The following is a 20,121-nucleotide window of genomic DNA, read 5'->3' as shown; positions in this document are numbered from 1 at the left end:
TAGTGACGTTGCATAGTGACGTTACATAGTTTCGTTACACAGTGACGGTAATTATGCCGACGTATGGTTCGGATTTAATCTTGCTGCGCGCGGCGCAAATCGTAGCCGCCGACAGAGTTCATGCGGCTTTGCGATGACTCCGCCGACCGTGCGCAACACAAAATAAAACAATAAACGTATTTTCCTCAAAACCTGCCCACAAGGGCACTGAACAAAGGAGAAGAAAGTGAATAAATTCACTAAACAATGCGTGGCGGCATTCGCCTCGCTCGCAATGGCTGGCACGCTGTGCGTCGCCGGCGCCGTGGTGGCAAACAACGTAGCATTTGCTAATGGTCCAACTGCTGAAGCTGCTAAGCCAGCACCATGGTCTGATGCTGGTAAGGCGCTGAAGGGTACCATCACCATCATGAAATATGAGTATAAGGGTGAAGGTAACACAAGCACTCCTCTTGCTAATGCTAAATTCAAGGTACAAAGAGTTACGAAGTTCTCTTCGAACGATGCAGCAGAGCTAGATCTTACAAAATACAAGGATTGGGAAACTCTTGCTGCGAAGGTAAAAGAACTTAATGCTAATCCTGAAGTTAATGGAATGCAATTTGATTCAGCTAATACGCAAGAAGGTGTAACAGGTACTGATGGTTCGAAGAAATTCGATGGACTTGCTATCGGTCTTTATAAGGTAGAAGAAACACAGCCAGCACCTAATCACTCTAATGATGTGGCACCGTTCTACATGACTATTCCAGAAATCACTCATGAAGCAAATAAGCCAGTTACCTATAACTACAATGTAACTGCAAAACCAAAGAACCAGAGCCTTGCTGGTAAGATTAAGAAGACTCTTGTTCATGGGGACAATGAAACATCATTCGTGGGTAATGGCGATACCATGACCTACAAGATTTCTGCTGCTGTGACTAGCAACACTGCTACAGAACGTTCGAATTGGACTAAGGATGATCTGAAGGGATATACTGTATTCGATCAGGCTCCTAAGGATGTATTCACTAGCTATACACCTTCGGATGTTGTTAAGTCTGTACAATTGGTTTACAAAAAGGATAATCAGAAGCAATCTGAAAATTTGCTTGCTGAATCCGTTAAAGAAGCTGATGCACAAGACTCGCAGCGTATTAAGGTTTCTTTCCAAGATGATGCACTAACAAAAATAGCAAATGCAGCTAAAGCTGATCCTGATGCAAAAGTAGAAATTGAATTTGCGTTCACTATTAAGGATCCTACGCAAGTCAATGAAACTAGCTTCACCAATAAGTCTGGTTTTATTCCGGGACAGGGCAAGAATAAGCCAGTTCCAACCCCAGAAGTTCCAGACGATCCAGGCTCTAAAGTTGAATCTAAATATGGCTTCTTACAAGTAAACAAGTACGATGGCACTGATTCCAGTAAGAATACGAAGGTTGACGGCGCCAAGTTCAAGCTTTTCGCTAAGAAGAATGATGCTGATAAGTGTGCTGCCGATACTAATGCAAAAGAATGTGCGAATGCTTCAAAGGTTGGTGAACTCGTTACCGTTGGCGGTGGTAAGTTTGCCAATTCTGTAAAAGTTGTTATCGATAGTTCAACTCATCCATTCTACCTCGTGGAAACTGAAGCACCAGCTAATTATGAGCGTGACCGTCAAGCTCACACAGTCCAAGTTTCCGAATCATCTACAAGTGCTGCTCCTACAACTATTGATGTTGCTAACGTCCCGACTAAGGATCACAACTGGTTCAACCTTCCAAAGACCGGTGCTGCAGGCGTGATCATCTTCGCGTTGGCTGGCATGTGCTTGGTTGCTGTTGGCATGTTCATCTTCTTGCGCAACCGCAAGAAGGATGAAGAGCAGCAGGCTGCCTGATTCTGCGCAATTCTTAGGAATTGCAATCCGCTAGGCGATTGAGTTTAGGCGCGCATGTTGTTTGCGCGGCGGAACTTTAATCGCCTAGCTTATAACTGAAAACTTAGCAGGCTGCGCTGTGTTCGCGCTAGCCGGCGTAATGCGTGCGTTGCTCGCTTGCGGAGTTTCGCTGTGGTGTTTCGTTGCATGTGTTGTGCGATTGGTGTTTCGCTGCGTGCGTTGCTCGCTTGTGCTATGCGCGAGTATCCCTCTTCTTCGCACAGCGCAGTCTGCTGTATTCATTCTTTCAGCTCGAAAAGAATTTCAATCAATAACAATTAGCCCTTTATAGAGAAGAAGTTGCAATGTCAAAAGAAAATTCAGATGAAGGCAAAGGTTTTTGTTGGAAAGTAACATCCTCCCGTAAAAAAATGTTTTACGGACATACTATTAATGGAAAAATTGACCAATATTATAAAGGAACGTTATCAGGAATGATTGGCAATGAAAGAGAATTAAGAAAAGAGCTAAGAAAATTAAGGTCTGAATATAATAGATGGAAGGGATTTGCCGATAATATCATATCATCAGTATTGGTTGCATTTTTAGCAATATTATTCGGTAATATTGTAATAAAAGATCTTGAAATGTATCAAAAAGTTTCAAGTATATATTTGATTATCTTTTTACTTGTTGCAGCATGTCAATTGGCGGCGTTTACTGCAGCAAATAATGCATATGAAAAAATGGAAGTTGTTAAAGCTGAACTTGAGAAAATAAAAGAAGCAAAATCTAAATGTGAAGAAATGAAGGTTTTAGAAGCTGAACTTAATGAGATGAAGCTTATTAGGGCTGAACTTGAGAAAATAAATAACACAATTCAACCAAATCCTAAGAAAACAAGCATACGCATTTACAAACGTAACTTAGTGCGGCATAGTAATTTCGGCAGGTAGTATTGCGCTAAGCTGAGTACCTGCAGACTCTGCTAATGTAGCTTTGCACCATTGCTTTGCAAACGTAGCTTATGTAGCTTTGCAGTTGTGCTTCTGCGAAAAGTGGTTTTGTAGCTTTGCAGTAATGCTTCTGCGAAAAGTGGTTTTGTAGCTTTGCACCAGTGCTTTGCAAACGGCGATTACTTATTGCTTAGTGAACTTTAGCAGTAATGCTCTGCGGACGTTGAGTATTTATTGCTTAGAGAACACTAGCATTAACGCTGCTGCACACGTCACACCAGGCACTCCTACCACACCAAAAAACACTAGCGGTTTTACTAATAGTGGGAGATAGGAATTGCTTGGTCGAGCAATATAAAAGCGGAACGATAGTAATAATCTTGTTGATGAATACTATTTTTGAAAGAAAGTAAGTAAAAAACTAAACTTAACTACGCAACCGCTAAGTCTAAGTAAGGTATAAGAGCGGAGCGCTGCGAGACAAGTAATTCCTATCTCACACAGCAACTCCAGAAATCCGCCAGCCAAACACCAGCTAGAGCGCACGAAGGACGGGACGTGCGAGGAGAGAAATCCCACAAAACTCGCTCCATACCAAACACGAACTCGCGCCACATAAAATAAACTTACGTACATAAACATAGAAACGAGGAAGCATGAAATTAAACAGTGCCGTTACGAAAGTATATGCTTTCCTCAACAAAATCGCCCTTAACACACCCATCGTAAGCAAGCTTTTCAAGAATCGCACTTCCGAAACTAGCGCTGCTGAAACTACCGTAATCGAAACCGTTACATCCGAAACTAATCCTGCAAATCAAAACTCTTCCGAGCAACCTTCCGCAAGTGACCAAAAACCGCAGCAAAAATCTAAGCAAAAATCCAAGCTCCGCCGCATCGTCGAGCCAATCGCATTTGTGTTGGCAGGTATTTTGTGCTTCAGTTATCCTGTTGTTTCAACGCTTTGGAATAATCGCGTGTCGAAGGAAATTTCTAACGCGTACGACAAGTATAACCACGATCAGGCTGGTGACGTGCGCCGCGCTCACATTCGCGCCGCGAAGCTTTACAATAAAACTCGCAAAAGCAAGCTTGCCGCGGATCCGTATGGTCCGGATGGGCAAAAAGACATAACTAACACGCCTGAATACAAGCGTTATCTTAAGGCGCTTGAAGAACCTATGGGCATTATCGGCATTGTAAAAATTCCGAAGATTGGTGTAAAACTTCCTATTTATCACGGCAGTTCGCAGGAAGTTTTGGCGCACGGCGCTGGTCATTTGTACGGTACGGATTTGCCGGTTGGTGGCAAGAACCGCCACACAGTTATTACCGCGCACACTGGTCTTGCGGATGCAACCATGTTCGACGATTTGGTGAATTTAAAGAAGGGCGACTACTTCTACCTCGACGTGCAAGGCGAAACTTTGCGATACAAAGTGTTCCGCATCAGCGTGGTTGAGCCACATGATATTAGTTTATTGCAGCGCGAAAAGGGGCGCGATTTGGCGACGCTGCTAACGTGTACCCCGTATGGTGTGAACTCGCATAGGCTTTTGGTGACGGGGTATCGTGTGCTGCCGGACCCTGTGAAGCCGCCGGAGGATCACGTGCAATGGCCGCTTTGGATGACGCTATTCGTGATTGCAATGGCGTTCTCCTTGATTATTTTGTCCATGATGATTGCTGCTGCAACGTCTAAGCGAGGGCGACAGTTCGACATTCGCGGCAAGCATTTGCTGATTCTTTCGCGCAAAATGCTGCGTAAGCTGCGTCGCGAGTAACGCGACGACCTGCCTGAGTGCAGCATTGCTAATCCCTCCAGATGTGAGATAACGCTCGCGCTATAAGCGCTCGCTACGAAACTCGCGTTGGAAGTCCACTGGACTTCCAACTTGAGCGAGTTTCCGCTCCGAGTTGCTTTCGCGCGCGCTGTGCTGCGCTCAAGCATGTCGTCGCGCGCGTAAAGCACACTGTGCTTTCAACCCTAAGCAAGCGCTACCGCATTGCTCTTGCTTGAAGCGCACAATGCAGCTTCAAGCAAGAGCAATGCGACACGCCGGCTTGCGCTCGAGCTCATTCTGAGTATAGTAGTTACTCGGTTCGCGAAACGAACCAAGATAACCAACGCCCCTTTAGCTCAGTTGGTTAGAGCAGCTGACTCTTAATCAGCGTGTCCAGGGTTCGAATCCCTGAGGGGGCACAAACAAAACCCAAGCTTCACCGCTTGGGTTTTTTTGTATCTAATCCCTCCGTCACGCATATGCAGCAGCGCGCGTTTGTCCCTCTTTGCAGTCAAGCTGGAAACATGACCTCGTCAAATATGATGCCGCAATTATTCCAGGATGATGCACATCTTGAACAGCCGCAGTCGTCGCAACAACCGCTGCTAAATTTAGTTCAGTCGCAGTCGCAACAAGTTCAGTCGCAGCCGCAACCGCTTACTCCGCAGCAAGCTCAGCCGCGCCAGCTTCCTCTAAAAGCCGCCGACACGACTGCCGAAAACCCGTGGCCTGTTGCAATCTTAAGCCAAAAGTTCCACAGTGCAGTAGAACGGTGGCCAGCAGCGTGGATTGAAGGTCAAATCGTCGAAATTAACATGCGCCGCGCATCTTCCGGCTACATCACTCTTCGCGACAGCAACGAAGAAGTGTCGATTTCCGTAATGGGCTTCAGCAATTTCGTGCAGCAGGCGCGCGAACTTCGCCAGGGCGACCGCGTAGTCGTTCACGGCAAGGCGGATATTTGGGTGAAAGCCACGCGTTTGAGCTTCGTTGCAGACGAAATCAGGCGTGTCGGTGCTGGTGACTTAAAAGCGCAAATTGACGAGTTGCGAAAAAAGCTTAAGGGCGAAGGTCTATTTGATGCTGAAAATAAGGTGCCGCTGCCGGAATTTCCTAAGTGCATCGGTCTCGTGTGTGCGCCTCAAGCTCGCGCAGAGGGCGATGTTATTACTAACGTGAATTTGCGCTGGCCTGTTACGCGCTTCAAAGTTGTTCACGCGCACGTGCAGGGCGTGCAGTGCCCGGCGGATATTATTGCCGCAATTAAGCAGCTCGATGCCGATCCAGAGATTGACGTTATTATCGTTGCTCGCGGCGGCGGTAGCTTTGAGGATTTGATTGGTTTTTCGGACGAAGGCGTGGTTCGCGCTACTGCTGCGTGCGTGACGCCGATTGTGTCTGCAATCGGTCACGAGGACGATTGGACGCTGATTGATTTAGCTGCAGACATGCGCGCTTCGACTCCTACGGATGCTGCAAAGCGCGTTGTTCCGGACGTTCGCGAGCAGTGGCAGCTTATTGATAACGCGTTGCAAACTATGCGCATGCGAATTTCTGCGCGCGTTGACAATGAGATTCGTCTCGTTGAAGGTTATGCGAATCGCCCGAGTCTTACGCGCCCGAGCACTATGCTTGAGCCGCACGAGCGCTTGGTTGAGCAGGCTGTTGAGCGAATGCGTCACGGTTTGGTGAGACTTCTTGACGACGCGAGCCTGACTGTTGAGAAGGCTCACGCGAGCTTGACTGCGTTAAGTCCGCAATCGACTTTGAATCGCGGGTACGCTGTTGTGCAGATTAGCGGTGGGCGAGTACTTGACGACGCGGCTTTAGCGAAAGTTGGCGACGATATGACAGTTACGCTTAAAAGTGGTGTGGTTCTTGGCAAGGTGACTGGAACAAAGTCAGCTGCCGTAAAGTCGGCTGCCGTAAAGTCAAGTAAGTAAATTTTTAGATTTTTTAGATATTTTAGATACAACGAAAGGTTAGATATGAGCGAGAAAGCAACGAAAAAAGCTGAAGAAGTAGCGGCAGAAAGTAACGAAAGTGCAGAATTTGCAAGCACTCTTACGAAAGAAGAGCACGCTGCGATTGAGGCGATGCCGTACGAAGAAGCTCGCGAAAAGCTGGTTCAGGCGGTTCAAGCGTTGGAAGCTGGCGGTTTGACGCTCGACCAGTCCATGCGTCAGTGGGAGATTGGTGAGGCATTGGCAAAGCGCGCGCAGGGTTTGCTTGCCACTGTTCGCGCTAAGTTGGACGCGGCGCAGGCGGAGCAATCGGCGACGGCGGCTACGGCTGGCACGCAGTCTAATCTTGAATCTTGATCGCGTAGCCGACTTTTTCTTTACGCGGCTGTAAAGTTTTTGCGCTTTATTGCCTTAATCCGACCGAAACTTTACATGGTTGCACAGTTTCTGCCGTTTTTTGGTGCGTAGTCGACTTTTTCTTTACGCGCCTGCGCAGTTTCTGCCGTTTTTTTGCGCGTAGCCGACTTTTTCTTTACACCGCTGTAAAGTTTCTGCCGTTTCGATCAGTCGCCTAGCCTAAATTGTTGCTCGCATAATTGTGCGCGAATCACGCCATGGTGTATAATTGCCATTTGTTGCCTCGGTAGCTCAGTGGATAGAGCACCACTCTCCTAAAGTGGGTGTCGTCAGTTCGATTCTGATCCGGGGCACTTTTATTACTTGTTTGCTTTGTTCGTATTATTAGCGAGTCGCGAAATACTTCCTAATGTTAGGGGATAGTGTTAGATTGTTTCTAACTTAAGCGATGATCCGTTATCGGCGGGGAGTTTTCGGAAGAACGGCGAGGATTCGTAAGATTCTCGCTTATTAGAACCGACGGGGTTGGCCCGTACAGCCAAACACGAGAGGCTATAAGAATAGTTCGATTGCGTTTCGTACTTGCGTTACGTACTTGCGCACTTTCGTTGCGTAATCATCTTATAGCAAGCGAGGTGGTACCGCGGCAGTAACTGTCGTCCTCGCAGGGAAATATTCACCCTGTTGAGCGAGGAGAGCACAGTGAGCGAATCCACTAATCCAGCAGCAAACGCGTCCGAAAATACGTCCGAAAATACGTCTGCAAATCACGTATACCCAAAGGTAAGTGTTTCTGCATCAACGCAAGAAAACGCCGGCGCGCAAGTTGCACCAAATCCTTCCTTCCCAAAGCTTGAAGAGTCAGTTCTCCAATACTGGGATGCAAACAACACTTTCCGCAAGTCAATCGAATACCGCCCGTCCGGCAAAGGTAGCCAAAACGAGTTCGTGTTCTTCGATGGCCCTCCATTCGCAAACGGTCTTCCTCACTACGGCCACCTGCTCACAGGCTACGCAAAAGATGTCGTTCCGCGCTATCAGACTATGCGCGGCCGCAAAGTAAACCGCGTTTTTGGTTGGGATACTCACGGTCTTCCTGCAGAGTTGGAAGCGCAGAAGGAACTCGGCATCGAGTCGGTTGAGCAAATCGAAAAAATGGGCATCGCGAAGTTCAACGATGCTTGCCGTTCCAGCGTTTTGAAGTACACGAACGAGTGGCAAAACTACGTACATCGTCAGGCTCGTTGGGTTGATTTCGAGCGCGGCTACAAGACGCTGAACATTCCATACATGGAATCCGTAATGTGGGCATTTAAGCAGCTTTATGATAAGGGCTTGGCTTACAAGGGTTACCGCGTGCTTCCGTACTGCCCTAAGGACCAGACTCCGCTCAGCGCCCACGAGCTTCGCATGGATGCGGACGTGTACCAGAATCGTCAGGATACCACCGTTTCCGTCGCTGTTAAGCTTCGTGACGAAGACGACGCTTACGCAGTCTTCTGGACCACTACTCCTTGGACCGTTCCAACTAACTTCGCAATCGTAGTTGGCGCAGACATCGACTACGTGGAAGTTCGTCCAACTGAAGGCAAGTTTGCTGGAAAGAAGTTCTACATCGGTAAGCCTTTGCTTGGATCCTACACTAAGGAACTTGGCGAAAACTACGAGGTTGTGCGCGAACTTAAGGGTGCTGAGATGGCAGGCTGGCGCTACTACCCAGTGTTCCCATACTTTGCAAGCGAATCTGCGCTCGCGCAGGGTGGCACTCCTGGTCCTAACGCTTTTACGATTTTCACTGCAGATTATGTTGACACCGCTGAAGGTACTGGCCTCGTTCACCAGGCTCCTTACGGTGAGGACGATATGAACACGCTTAACGCGCACGAAATTCGCAGCGTTGACGTGCTCGATGCAGGCTGCAAGTTTACAAGCGACTGCCCAGATTACGAAGGCTTGTACGTTTTTGATGCAAACTTGCCAATTTTGCGCAACTTGCGTGCAGGAGACGGCCCGCTTGCTCAAATGTCGGAAGATCAGCGCGCGTTGCTGTTCCAAGAAAAAAGCTATGTGCACAGCTATCCTCACTGCTGGCGTTGCGCAACTCCGCTTATTTATAAGCCTGTTTCTAGCTGGTTTGTGTCTGTTACGAAGATTAAGAAGCGCTTGCTAGAGCTTAATCAGGAGATTAATTGGATTCCTGGAAACGTTAAGGACGGCCAGTTTGGTAAGTGGCTTTCTAACGCTCGCGACTGGTCGATTAGCCGTAATCGCTTCTGGGGTTCGCCAATTCCAGTGTGGGTGAGTGACGATCCAAAGTATCCTCGCGTAGACGTGTACGGCTCTTTGGAAGAACTTAAGGCTGATTTTGGCGACTATCCGCGCGACGACGACGGCAATGTGAATATGCACCGCCCGTATATCGATCGCCTTACTCGTCCAAATCCAGATGATCCTACCGGAAAGTCGCAAATGCACCGTATTACGGATGTTCTCGACTGCTGGTTTGAGTCCGGTTCCATGCCTTTCGCGCAATTCCATTATCCGTTTGAAAATAAGGAATTCTTCGAAGAGCACTTCCCATGCGATTACATCGTTGAATACATTGGTCAGACTCGCGGTTGGTTCTACACGCTTCACATTATGGCTACGGCTCTATTCGATCGCCCAGCTTATAAGAACGTGATTTGCCACGGCATTGTGCTTGGTTCCGACGGCCAGAAGATGAGTAAGCATTTGCGCAATTACCCAGATGTGAACGGCGTTTTCAACGAGTACGGTTCTGACGCAATGCGCTGGTTCCTCATGTCTTCGCCAATTTTGCGCGGTGGCAATTTGATTGTGACTGCAGACGGCATTAGGGATACTGTTCGTCAGGTTATGCTTCCTGTTTGGAGCTCGTATTACTTCTTCACGCTGTATGCGAACGCTGCAAACGGTGGTAAGGGCTACGATGCTCGTCGCCTTCGCGCGGACGAGGTTGCAGGACTTTGCAACATGGATCGCTACTTGCTTGCTCGCACGCGTTTGCTTGTTGAGCGCGTAGAAAAGTGCTTGAACGAGTTTGCGATTAGCGATGCTTGCGCGGCAGTTGGCGATTTTATTGACGTGCTTACGAATTGGTATATTCGCGGCAGCCGTGACCGCTTCTGGAATGAAGACGAGACTGCTTTCAACACACTTTACACTGTTCTGGAAGTGTTTATGCGCACGATTGCTCCTCTTGCTCCTATGGAAGCGGAGGCTGTGTGGCGCGGTCTTACAGGCGGCGAATCCGTGCATTTGGCTGATTGGCCTTATTTGGTTGAGCCTGAGACTCTTTCGGATGGCGAGAAGAACCCTAAGGCTGGCGAAGTCACCGAGCTTGGTGCTGTTCTTGCGCACGACGATGCTTTGGTTGCTGCTATGGATAAGGTTCGCGAGGTTGTGTCTTCTGCGCTTTCGTTGCGTAAGGCGGAACAGTTGCGTGTGCGCCAGCCGTTGGCAAACTTGACTGTTGTTGCAGAAAATACTGCCGCTGTTGAGCCTTACGAGCAGGTGCTTGAGCGCGAGCTTAACGTGAAGAATGTTACATTCTGCACGTTGCAGGATGCAAGCGAACACGGTTTGAAGATTGTTCACGAGCTTAAGGTGAACGCGCGCGCGGCTGGTCCTCGTTTGGGTAAGCAAGTGCAGTTTGCTATTAAGTCTTCTAAGAGTGGCGATTGGCGAGTTGACGAGTCTGGCGCTCCTGTTGTTCAGACTCCAAACGGCGAAGTTGCGCTTGTTGAAGGCGAATATGAGCTTGTAAATCGCGTTGAGTCTTCGGATGCTCAAGCGGCTCAAAATACGGCTTCTGCTGCAATGCCAACTGGCGGTTTCGTTATGCTTGACACTGCTTTGACTAGCGATTTGCTTGCTGAAGGTTACGCTCGCGATGCTATTCGCGCTGTTCAAGATGCGCGTAAGGAGAACGGTTTGGATATTAGTGACCGAATCGCTTTGACTTTGAGCGTGCCAGCTTCGGACGTTGCTAAAGTTGAGCAGTTCCGCGATTTGATTGCGGAGGAGACTTTGGCTACGAGCTTCGAGGTTGTTGAGGCTGATTCTAGCGCAACTGATCTTAGCGTAACTCTTAAGCGTGCGCAAAACACAACTAACAGCTAATTAACTAAACAAAACGTGCCGGTGTATTTCAATACGTCGGCACGTTTTGTTTTATCTCTAGTTTTGCTTCGAACTTTCTAGTTTTTCTGCAATGAGTGTATTGACGACTGCGTTTCTGCTAATAGCAAGAATTTTTGCACGTTTATCAAGTTTTTCAATAATCCATTCTGGCATAGTAAATGTTACGCGTTTTTGCACATTTGAGTTGTGCTCTATAATTGGATGCTCCAAATCAAAGTACTCAAGTACGTCTTCACCGTTATCGAATTTTTTATCGAGTTCTTTGTCACTTATTTCCTTATTCGTTGTAGTGCTGTTCATAATATTGCTCCTCATTTTTACGCGATCTTCTTACAGAAATAATACGAATTCGATTATTTCTTTTTGTTATTATTGCCGTCCAATGTTTATTGTTTATTTTTCCAAAAACTAAGTAGCGAGAGTTGTCGTTTCCTGAATTTTTGGATTCTAATGTAATTGTCGTATTCTCCCAAAGTAATTGGGCTCTTTTGAAACTGATACCGTGTTTAGCTAAATTTTTTAAGCTTTTTGCAGGATCGTGTTCAAAATCCATTCTCACCTCCTAGTGTGTATTTTACATCAAAACAACATCAATATGAAGCAATTTTTTAATGATTGTTGTTTTGTATTAAGTATCGTAAATGCTTTAAGTCGGCTTTCCTAGATTTTTTACGCATTGTGGTTAAAGGCTATTTATAGAAGCAAGCTCAATGCGACACCCCGTTTTCTATAGGTTCCTATAGTGTCGATAAGACAACAATACAAATTTTTACTCGATTTGTATTTTGCGTTAATTTATATTGCATGATATTCAAAAAGAAAGTGCAGGTGACGAAATGAGTAAAGATGAGAAGGGTCGGTGTATTTCGTTCACGCTATAAGCGTGATTCATCTGGCGTCACCGTTCTTGCAAGGACTAATACCGGCATTGTTGCTGGAACTGTAATTATTGCTATTTTTGCGATTTTGGCTATTTTTGCCGACGTTTTTACAGCAATTACTGGCAATAATCCTTACTCTGAGCATCCGGAAATATTAGATTCCAACTCAGTTCCAGTAGGCCAGGGGGGTATTAGTTTCCAACATTGGTTCGGTGTAACTCCGCTTCGTGGTCTTGATATTTTTGCGATTATTTCGCATGGAGCGCGCGTTTCTCTTGGGATTGGCATTGCTTCTACTGTAATTTCGCTATTTCTTGGCATTCTAATCGGCATGATTGCAGGGTACTTCGGTGGTTTCGCAGACACTTTGCTTTCTCGCACGATGGATGTGTTCTTCGGTTTTCCATTCCTGATTTTTGCCATTGCGCTGTCTGCAGTTGTGCCGCAAAATTTCCCGCGGCCGATTCTGCTAACGCTTGTTTTAGGCTTCTTTGGCTGGCCAAGCATCGCTCGTTTGGTTAGAGCGCAAACGCTTTCGCTAAAATCTCGCAATTTCACTGTGGCTTCTTACGTAATGGGTGCTAACACATGGCATATTTTGCGTGAGCAGATAATGCCTAATATGTTGCCTCTTCTTTTGGTGAATGTGACTTTTCTTATTCCTGGTCGCATTGGAGCGGAGGCTGCGCTGTCGTTCCTTGGTGTGGGCATGAATCCGCCTTCGCCTTCGTGGGGACGCGCTATTGAGGATGCAGTTCAGTGGGTTTTGGTTGATCCTTGGTATCTTCTTTTCCCTGGAATTGCGCTCTTCTTGCTTACTTTCGGCTTTAATCTCGTTGGTGACGGTTTGGCTAGTGCTCTTCAGCCGCGAGCTTCCAAAAAGGCGGTGACAGAATGAGTAACAAGCAAAATACTCAAAATACGCAGAATGCGCAAAATGCGCAACAAAATATAATCAATACACCGAAAATCAGCATTAATAAATCTGCTGCCAATTCGCGAATAATCGGCAAGATTTCCGATTTTCTTGTTTTTATTGGCAAGCGCGCAGCAAGCGCAATACTTGTTTTAACGCTGATTGCAGTCGTGCTATTCCTTATTTTCTTTATGCTTCCTGCCAATCCTGCGCAACTTGCTTGCGGAAAGCCTTGCACTCCTGAGCGTTTGGCTCGAGTTTCCGCATTTATGGGCACGGACGCGCCTTGGTATGAGCAACTTGGCAGTTATATTCGTGGCATATTCTTCGGGCGCAAGTTCACAAATAGTGCTGGAGCTACTATCGTGTGCGCTGGTCCATGCTTAGGATGGTCGTTTACGCTAAACGAGCCTGTAACTAATCTTATTATGAGTCGTTTCGTGGTAACTGCTTCGTTGGCAACTGGTGCTGCGGTTCTTTGGCTTACTGTGGGCGTTGCAACTGGAGTTATTTCTGCTGCAAAAGAAGGATCTTTTATTGACCGCGCGCTTCGAGCGCTTTCGTCTGTAGGGATTTCATCTCCAGCATATTTAATTGGAATGCTTGCAATACTTGCTTTTGCAGTTTATTTGCCGATTTTTCCTACGGGTGGTTACATAAGTTTTGCGGAAAGTCCTTTAGATTGGCTTCAACACCTGCTTCTTCCGTGGCTTGTTTTGGTGCTTCTTAACGCGGCATACTATACGCGACTTACTCGCGCTCACATGCTTGACGAGTTGCAGCAGGATTATATGCGTACTGCTTTAGCTAAGGGCATGCCGCGTTCGAAAGCTATAACGCGTCACGCGATGCCTAATGCGATGCTTCCTGTACTGACTATGTTTGGCTTGGATTTGGGCGGTTTGCTTGGTGGTGCTGTAATAACTGAGCGCGTTTTCTCTATGCAAGGTTTGGGTTCGCTGCTTCTTGATTCGGTGAAAAATCTTGATTTGCAGGTGCTTGTTGGTGTGACGCTGTTTGCGGCTGCGCTTGTGATTGTTGCGAATCTTGTGGTTGACGTCTGTTATCGCTTCGTTGATCCTCGCGCCGCAGTCTGTTAGTGCTTTTTGAGTGAAATTGTTAGTGGGCGAGTACTAAGCGCTTGCGTCTGCTTGATGCTGCTCGTGTCAGCTCGCTCACTTTTTCTCAAGTTCAAAAATGTTAAACAGCATATGCGCGAGTTTTAAAGAATTAAATTTTAAATATAAAAGATTAAAGAAATAAGGGGATTATTATGTTCATTCTCAAAAATAATACGGTTTCAAAGAAAATTCTTGCTTCAACAGCAGCTTTTTCACTACTTACAATTTCACTATTTTCGCTTTCAGCTTGCACAAATTACAACTCTGGGAAAACAAGTATTACGAACGCTTCTGTGCTAAATTCTAATCCGAAAAAAGGCGGAACTCTTACAATATTTACGTCAAATACGAATATGAATTTCGATCCAGCTCGCAGTCAGGGTTTGCCGATTACGTCAAATAATTTCATCTTCCGCGCGCTTACTACGTGGAAAGTAAGTCCGGATTCAAGCAAGCAAACGCGCGTTGTTCCAGATTTGGCAACGGATACCGGCACCACAAGCGACGGCGGCAAAACTTGGAAGTACACGCTTAAGAAGGGTGTCAAGTACGAAGATGGAAGTGAGATTACTTCGCGTGATATTAAATTCGGCATTGAGCGCTCTTTTGCTGATTCTTTAAGCGGCGGTTTTAGCTACCATAAGACTCTTCTTGTTGGTGGAGAAAATTATGACGGTCCTTTTAGTGGAAAGTCGCTTGATTCCATTGAAACTCCAGACGATCAAACTATTATTTTCCACTTAAAAGCTCCGTTTGCAGATTGGCCTTGGGTTGCGTCTTTGGCAGCATTTGTGCCAGTTCCAACGAATTCTGGCGACGCGCAAACGTATTCAAAGCATCCTAAAGCTTCCGGACCATACCGAATTGTGCAAAACGAAGTTGGAAAGCAAGTTGTAATGCAACGCAATAAGTATTGGGATTCCAAGCTCGACAGTACTCGCACAGCCGGTCCTAATGAAATTGTGTGGAAACTTGGTTCGGATACTACTGTTTCAGCTCAGTCGATGATTCAAGGAAATTCGGATACAAAATCCGCATTTTTGGCTGATTTCGTGCCGCCTGCTCAGCTTGCGCAGGCTCAAGCAAACCCTAAGTCACGAAGCTTGCTCACTACAAGTAGTGACGGTGCTCTTGAATATTTGGCTATGAATACGCGCAGAATAACGGATATCAATATTCGAAAAGCGATTCAGTATGCGGTTGATAAGCAGTCGTACCGCACTGCGAAGGGCGGCTCAATTGCTGGCGGTTTTGCAACAACGCTTATTACGCCTGGTATTTCGGGCAGGAAGCAGTTTAATTTGTATTCTGAAGATCCTCGCGGAAATGTTGAGAAAGCTAAACAACTGTTGAAAAAATCGGGTCAAACTGGTATTAAGTTGAGCCTTATTGCGCGTCCGGATCAAACGCAAGTAGCTTCTTCTGTGCAATCCAGCTTGCAGCGCGCCGGCATAAAAGTAACTATTAAAACCGTTGACGCAGTAAACTTTACGGACGCAATTACGTCAAATTCCGGAGATTACGATTTGGCTTTGGCTTCGTGGCAGCCTGATTTTCCTTCTGCTTTTGCGAATTTGGGACCGCTTTTTGATTCTTCGCAAATTGGCGGCGGTAACTGGAATATTTCTCGTTATTCGAATCCTAAAGTAGATGCCCTGCTTAGAAAAGCAATACAAACTGTTGACTCGCACGAAGCGGAAAAATTGTGGCAGCAAGCAGACCGCACTATTATGGCTGATTCGCCGGTTGTGCCGCTTATTTACTCGCATAATACGTTTATTCACGGAAGTGACGTGGAGAATTTCTACATCGGAAGTTTCCCTGCGTACCTAAATTACGCCGCTGTATCTTTGAAGAGGTGATTAGTTGTGACTGGTGCGAAAGAAGAAGTTGTTATAAGTGTCGACGGAATGTCGATTTCGATTGGCGGTCGTCAAATTACGCGAGATATATCGTTACGTATGAGTGCGGGCGAAGTTTCGGCTTTAGTGGGTGAGTCCGGCTCTGGAAAGTCGCTTACTGCGCTGGCTCTTATGGGTTTGCTTTCAGACTCTGCGAAAGTTGAAGGAAGCGCGCTTCTTAACGCTACTTATGCCAACGAATCTGCCATAGATTTACTAAGCGAAAATGCGCCTTACGATTTGATTCGCGGTGGCATGATTGGCATGATTTTTCAGGAGCCGTCCAGTGCGTTTAATCCTGTGAAAACAATTGGCAAGCAAATAGAAGAAGCGCTAATATATCATCCTGAAAAAGCAGGAAAACTTAGCCAAAGAGAGCGTAAGAAGCGTGTGATTTCGCAGCTTCTCGAGGTTGAGTTGAGTGATGCTGAGCGCGTGTATCGTTCTTATCCGCATGAGCTTTCTGGCGGTCAACTCCAGCGTGCGATGATTGCTATGGCTTTAATAAATCGTCCACAAGTTTTGATTGCAGACGAGCCTACAACAGCACTCGACATCACAACGCAACGAGATATTTTACGTCTTATACGTAATTTGTCGGAGAAATTACATCTTGCTGTGTTAATTATTACGCACGATATGAGTGTTGTGTGCGCGCTCGCGGATGAAATGTATGTAATGCAAGGCGGGAATATTGTGGAATCTGGCGAAGTTCAGCATATTTTTGCGAATCCTAAGCACGAATATACGCGCACTTTGCTAGATTCTGTTCCTAAATTTGATATGCAATATGCTTCAAGTGGTGATTCTTATGAAAGTATAGAAGAAGTAGCAAAAGCGATTGCTAAGAATATTTCTAATAATATTGCTGAAAATATTTCTGAATCTCCAGAATCTGAATCTCCAGAATCTGAATCTCCAGTAGTTGAAGTTCAAGGCGTAAGTGTGAAGTATTCGCATGCTCGTTTTAGCAAAGATTCAAATAAGTTCGCTCTCAGTGACGCAAACTTGCGCATTAACTCTGGCTCTACACTAGCTTTAGTTGGGGAGTCTGGAGCTGGAAAAACCACTATTGCAAAGCTTATTTCGGGGCAAATTAAACCAAATTCGGGATTAGTGCTACTTAATGGAGAAAACTTAAACAGATTAAACAGTAAAGCTCGCCGCCAAGCATTATCGCGAATTGGATACGTTTTTCAAGATTCAGGTTCCGCACTAAATCCGCGTAAAACCATTGGTTGGAGTATTGCAGAACCATTACTTTTACACACGAATCTTGATGCCAATGAGCGTTTAGAGCGCGTTGAAGAAATGCTTAATCAAGTACAAGTGCCAGTCGAATTCGCAAACCGTTTTCCTCACGAGCTTTCCGGAGGCCAAAGACAGCGCGTAGGTATTGCGCGAGCGTTGATTTTGCAGCCTTCTCTGCTTATTGCGGATGAGCCAACTTCTGCGCTTGACGTAACAGTGCAACGTCGTGTACTTAACTTATTACATGATTTGCAACAAAAATACCGTTACGCATGCTTGTTTATTACTCATGATGTTGGCGTTGTGCAGGAAGTTGCTAGCGAAGTTGCCATAATTAGAAATGGCAGCGTTCAATATATTTCGTAGTATGTTTTCCTAGTATGTTGAGGCTCGCCATTACGATAGTAAGCGTTTTTAGGAGGTAGCTTATGGCATCGTCGGCAGCAATTGGTGTGTTTGATTCGGGGCTTGGAGGCATTTCCGTAGCTTGTCAGTTGCATGCTGCTCTGCCGCATGAGCGAATTGTTTATTTCGGCGACTCTGCAAACGCGCCATACGGCATTAAAACTCCTGAAGAAGTTAAAAAGCTAAGCTTTGCAATTGTCGAGCATTTTATTCGCCTAAATGTAAAAGCTGTCGTAATTGCTTGTAATACCGCCACTTCCGCAGCTGTGAACGATTTGCGCGCGCATTACAATATACCTATTATAGGTATGGAGCCGGCGCTTAAATTAGCTTGTGATTTGGGCAAAGGTGAGCCTCAGCGCGTAATCGTAGCTGCAACTCCTCTTACTCTTCGCGAGCGCAAGTTTGCGGATTTGCTGCAACGTTTTTCGCAAAATAACACGATTTTTTCGCAGCCTTGCCCCGATTTAGTGCGTATTGTTGAGCGTGGGGAGCTTAATAATCGTGATGTAGTTTTTGCTGCTCTTCACAAGTATTTCGACGAGTATGATTTAGACAGTATTGATTCGGTTGTGCTTGGTTGCACTCATTTTGTGTTTTATAGGGATTATTTCCGCGAGTTTTTGCCTGAGCGCACGAATATTGTTGACGGCAACGAAGGAACTATTAATCATTTGCGCAAAATATTGGAACTTAATAATGAGCTTGCAAGCGATTCTCAAGAAGGCAGCATAACTCTTACTAATTCGGATACAAGCTTGCGTATGCAAGAACTTGCGAAGAGCTTGTGCTGAAAAATTTGTGCTGAAAAATCTTGCGTTAAGATCTTTCGTTAAAAATTTCGCGTTAAAAATCGCTCTTACTTAGCCAAAAATAACTTTAGAATATTGGCACAAAATCAAAGTAAGCAATGCCGCAACCCAAAGCACGTCTATTAGCAAGTCGTATCGCAAGCGGTAGTAGCTTTCAACCAAGCTAAAACGCTTAACAAGTAACTTTTGCGAACTTACGCTTGCGTGAGTCAACGATATAAATTGCATTGTTGTGGAGAACATAAGCACAATGCACCACGGGCATAACGCGTGAATTACGAACATAGATTGCGAAAACAGCCAGTAAGCATAGGCGAGCGCGCATAATCCGCCAAGCCAAGTGCAAATTGCGAACCATCGCGGCACGCGTACGCGAATCATTCCAATAACTGCGAGCGTTACGAATACGCTTTCTGCAGCAATTCCAAAGAATGCGTTTGGGAAACTTAATTCGCCAAATTTCACAATTTCTGCCTGCCAAGTTTGCGCAACTCTAGAGCAGGATACTACGGTGTTGAAGTCGCAACTGAGCAGCTTATTAGGTTTGCGCGCTAAAGCAAGAGTTTCAGCAGAAAGTATAAGCGAAGTTACGAGCGCTACCGCAGAGAAAAATAGCATAACGCCATACGTCCATACTGCAGAGTGCCTCCATCCGCTAAGTGTTGTTTCATAGTTTTCTTTAGCGGCGTCAGTTTGCTCCATTGCTGCTCCTAAAATTTACTAATTGCGAACAATGCTAATAATAACAAATAATAGCAAATAATTATGTGTGTATATTCATTTCTCGTTACATGGCACAGTTTACGATGATTATATGACCGCAATAAGCAACAACCAGCGCGACGCATCAAATCATGCTAGCGATAGCAACTCCAGCATGATGAATTTTGCGCGCGAACGCTGGGATTTGCACTGTCATACTGTTTATTCAGACGGCACTGCAACTCCAGAAGATTTAATTACGCAAGCTAAAATCGTCGGTTTGCAAGGTGTTGCTATTACTGACCACGATACAACTGCAGGATGGCATGATTTTCAAGAGGCTGCTAAGGCTTCGAATATGCCAGTATTATTTGGTTCGGAGATTACTGCGCAAGACTCAAGCGTGTTTGTGCACATGCTCGCATACCAGTACAATCCGCAAAATAGCATGATTGTGAGCATGTTTGAGCTTACTAGGAAGCGTCGTTTTGATCGCACAAAGCGTATGGTTGAACGTATATCGTGCGATTTTCCAATTACTTGGGATGACGTTTTGGCTCAAGCGAAGCTCGGTGACTTAACTACAATCGGGCGGCCGCATATCGCTGATGCTTTAGTAAAAGCTGGCGTGTATAAAACGCGTTCTGAAGCTTTTGCTGGGCCTATTTCTCCGTGCAGCCCGTACTATATACCAACTCCTTCTCCGAATGTTCGTGAAGTTATTGAGGCTGTTAAAGATGCTGGAGGAGTTGTTGTTATTGCGCATCCTGCTGATCCTACGCGTAACCGCGTGCTTCTTTCGGACGATCAGATTATATCGTTTGCTAAAGCTGGTCTTGACGGTTTAGAAGTGTATCATCGCGGAAATTCTAAAGCACAACGTGAAAGACTGCTTTCTTTAGCGAGTAAGTGCGATTTGCTTGTGACGGGCGGCTCGGATTGGCATGGCTATGGTAAGCCAAATCGCTTGGGCGAAGAAACAACAAGCCGCGAAGTAGTATCGGAAATACTCTTGCGCGGCTATAAGCTCTAAAACTATTTATTTATTTATGTTGCTGTAA

General features: G+C 45.9%; 15 protein-coding genes and 2 tRNA genes. 14 read left to right on the top strand and 3 right to left on the bottom strand.

Annotation, left to right across the window (positions count from 1 at the left end):
* Positions 1 to 226: 226 nt before the first annotated feature.
* The 8 genes from AC1EK3_RS03205 (at position 227) to ileS (ending at position 11,050) form a co-directional block, all read left to right on the top strand.
* A complete protein-coding gene (locus AC1EK3_RS03205; protein WP_480033554.1) occupies positions 227 to 1,867 on the top strand; it encodes a SpaH/EbpB family LPXTG-anchored major pilin in 1,641 nt (546 codons plus the stop codon).
* Between the two features lie 344 nt (positions 1,868 to 2,211).
* On the top strand, positions 2,212 to 2,802 hold the full coding sequence (locus tag AC1EK3_RS03200) for a hypothetical protein (RefSeq protein WP_480033555.1): 591 nt from the start codon (positions 2,212 to 2,214) through the stop codon (positions 2,800 to 2,802).
* A 656-nt stretch (positions 2,803 to 3,458) separates the two neighbouring features.
* Positions 3,459 to 4,586, top strand: coding sequence for a class C sortase (locus AC1EK3_RS03195; protein ID WP_480033556.1), 1,128 nt, complete (start codon positions 3,459 to 3,461; stop codon positions 4,584 to 4,586).
* Positions 4,587 to 4,931: 345 nt separating this feature from the next.
* Positions 4,932 to 5,005 (top strand) — tRNA-Lys (locus AC1EK3_RS03190).
* Between the two features lie 120 nt (positions 5,006 to 5,125).
* Positions 5,126 to 6,529, top strand: coding sequence for an exodeoxyribonuclease VII large subunit (gene xseA, locus AC1EK3_RS03185; protein ID WP_480033646.1), 1,404 nt, complete (start codon positions 5,126 to 5,128; stop codon positions 6,527 to 6,529).
* Between the two features lie 45 nt (positions 6,530 to 6,574).
* Positions 6,575 to 6,907 carry an exodeoxyribonuclease VII small subunit gene (locus AC1EK3_RS03180; protein ID WP_480033557.1) on the top strand — a complete coding sequence of 111 codons (333 nt, stop codon included), beginning with the start codon at positions 6,575 to 6,577 and terminating at the stop codon, positions 6,905 to 6,907.
* Positions 6,908 to 7,187: 280 nt separating this feature from the next.
* Positions 7,188 to 7,260: transfer RNA gene (locus AC1EK3_RS03175), tRNA-Arg, on the top strand.
* A gap of 349 nt (positions 7,261 to 7,609) precedes the next feature.
* Complete coding sequence (gene ileS / locus AC1EK3_RS03170) at positions 7,610 to 11,050, top strand: mupirocin-resistant isoleucine--tRNA ligase (RefSeq protein ID WP_480033558.1); 3,441 nt, start codon at positions 7,610 to 7,612, stop codon at positions 11,048 to 11,050.
* Positions 11,051 to 11,107: 57 nt separating this feature from the next.
* Here the strand turns inward: ileS and brnA are convergent, their stop codons facing one another.
* Both brnA and AC1EK3_RS03160 read right to left on the bottom strand, forming a co-directional pair.
* Positions 11,108 to 11,371: a type II toxin-antitoxin system BrnA family antitoxin gene (brnA, locus tag AC1EK3_RS03165; protein ID WP_480033559.1), complete on the bottom strand. Its 264-nt coding sequence runs from the start codon at positions 11,369 to 11,371 to the stop codon at positions 11,108 to 11,110.
* Positions 11,349 to 11,624, bottom strand: a complete 276-nt coding sequence (locus AC1EK3_RS03160; protein WP_480033560.1) for a BrnT family toxin — start codon at positions 11,622 to 11,624, stop codon at positions 11,349 to 11,351. Before AC1EK3_RS03160 ends, brnA begins: the two co-directional genes overlap by 23 nt.
* 293 nt (positions 11,625 to 11,917) lie before the next feature.
* Between AC1EK3_RS03160 and AC1EK3_RS03155 the strand changes: the two genes are divergently transcribed.
* The 5 genes from AC1EK3_RS03155 to murI all read left to right on the top strand — a co-directional run bounded on the left by AC1EK3_RS03155 (position 11,918) and on the right by murI (position 18,340).
* The gene (locus AC1EK3_RS03155) at positions 11,918 to 12,850 is read left to right on the top strand and encodes an ABC transporter permease (protein ID WP_480033561.1); all 933 of its coding nucleotides are present in this window, start codon (positions 11,918 to 11,920) and stop codon (positions 12,848 to 12,850) included.
* Complete coding sequence (locus AC1EK3_RS03150; protein WP_119526881.1) at positions 12,847 to 13,968, top strand: ABC transporter permease; 1,122 nt, start codon at positions 12,847 to 12,849, stop codon at positions 13,966 to 13,968. Before AC1EK3_RS03155 ends, AC1EK3_RS03150 begins: the two co-directional genes overlap by 4 nt.
* A gap of 173 nt (positions 13,969 to 14,141) precedes the next feature.
* Positions 14,142 to 15,851 carry an ABC transporter substrate-binding protein gene (locus tag AC1EK3_RS03145; protein WP_480033562.1) on the top strand — a complete coding sequence of 570 codons (1,710 nt, stop codon included), beginning with the start codon at positions 14,142 to 14,144 and terminating at the stop codon, positions 15,849 to 15,851.
* Between the two features lie 48 nt (positions 15,852 to 15,899).
* Complete coding sequence (gene nikE / locus AC1EK3_RS03140) at positions 15,900 to 17,507, top strand: nickel ABC transporter ATP-binding protein NikE (protein ID WP_480033647.1); 1,608 nt, start codon at positions 15,900 to 15,902, stop codon at positions 17,505 to 17,507.
* Between the two features lie 62 nt (positions 17,508 to 17,569).
* Positions 17,570 to 18,340 carry a glutamate racemase gene (gene murI / locus AC1EK3_RS03135; protein ID WP_415683400.1) on the top strand — a complete coding sequence of 257 codons (771 nt, stop codon included), beginning with the start codon at positions 17,570 to 17,572 and terminating at the stop codon, positions 18,338 to 18,340.
* Positions 18,341 to 18,409: 69 nt separating this feature from the next.
* Here the strand turns inward: murI and AC1EK3_RS03130 are convergent, their stop codons facing one another.
* Positions 18,410 to 19,060 (bottom strand): vitamin K epoxide reductase family protein, encoded by a 651-nt coding sequence (locus tag AC1EK3_RS03130; protein ID WP_415686994.1) that lies wholly within the window; start codon positions 19,058 to 19,060, stop codon positions 18,410 to 18,412.
* A gap of 175 nt (positions 19,061 to 19,235) precedes the next feature.
* Here AC1EK3_RS03130 and AC1EK3_RS03125 point away from each other — a divergent pair, with 175 nt between their 5' ends.
* Entirely contained in the window at positions 19,236 to 20,093 is an 858-nt protein-coding gene (locus AC1EK3_RS03125; protein WP_415687028.1) for a PHP domain-containing protein, read from the top strand.
* Positions 20,094 to 20,121 lie beyond the last annotated feature (28 nt).

The organism is Gardnerella sp. C0026F2 (assembly GCF_056590715.1).
Note: the sequence above shows the minus strand (reverse complement) of the source record. Positions and strands in the feature narration are given on the sequence as shown.

Bases quoted from the DNA above. Each gene is read 5' to 3' on its own strand.
- AC1EK3_RS03200 (WP_480033555.1), top strand. From the start codon at position 2,212: ATGTCAAAAGAAAATTCAGATGAAGGCAAAGGTTTTTGTTGGAAAGTA.
- AC1EK3_RS03195 (WP_480033556.1), top strand. From the start codon at position 3,459: ATGAAATTAAACAGTGCCGTTACGAAAGTATATGCTTTCCTCAACAAA.
- AC1EK3_RS03125 (WP_415687028.1), top strand. From the start codon at position 19,236: ATGATGAATTTTGCGCGCGAACGCTGGGATTTGCACTGTCATACTGTT.
- murI (WP_415683400.1), top strand. From the start codon at position 17,570: ATGGCATCGTCGGCAGCAATTGGTGTGTTTGATTCGGGGCTTGGAGGC.
- AC1EK3_RS03145 (WP_480033562.1), top strand. From the start codon at position 14,142: ATGTTCATTCTCAAAAATAATACGGTTTCAAAGAAAATTCTTGCTTCA.
- AC1EK3_RS03180 (WP_480033557.1), top strand. From the start codon at position 6,575: ATGAGCGAGAAAGCAACGAAAAAAGCTGAAGAAGTAGCGGCAGAAAGT.
- AC1EK3_RS03150 (WP_119526881.1), top strand. From the start codon at position 12,847: ATGAGTAACAAGCAAAATACTCAAAATACGCAGAATGCGCAAAATGCG.
- brnA (WP_480033559.1), bottom strand. From the start codon at position 11,371: ATGAACAGCACTACAACGAATAAGGAAATAAGTGACAAAGAACTCGAT.
- xseA (WP_480033646.1), top strand. From the start codon at position 5,126: ATGATGCCGCAATTATTCCAGGATGATGCACATCTTGAACAGCCGCAG.
- AC1EK3_RS03130 (WP_415686994.1), bottom strand. From the start codon at position 19,060: ATGGAGCAAACTGACGCCGCTAAAGAAAACTATGAAACAACACTTAGC.
- AC1EK3_RS03155 (WP_480033561.1), top strand. From the start codon at position 11,918: ATGAGAAGGGTCGGTGTATTTCGTTCACGCTATAAGCGTGATTCATCT.
- nikE (WP_480033647.1), top strand. From the start codon at position 15,900: ATGTCGATTTCGATTGGCGGTCGTCAAATTACGCGAGATATATCGTTA.
- AC1EK3_RS03160 (WP_480033560.1), bottom strand. From the start codon at position 11,624: ATGGATTTTGAACACGATCCTGCAAAAAGCTTAAAAAATTTAGCTAAA.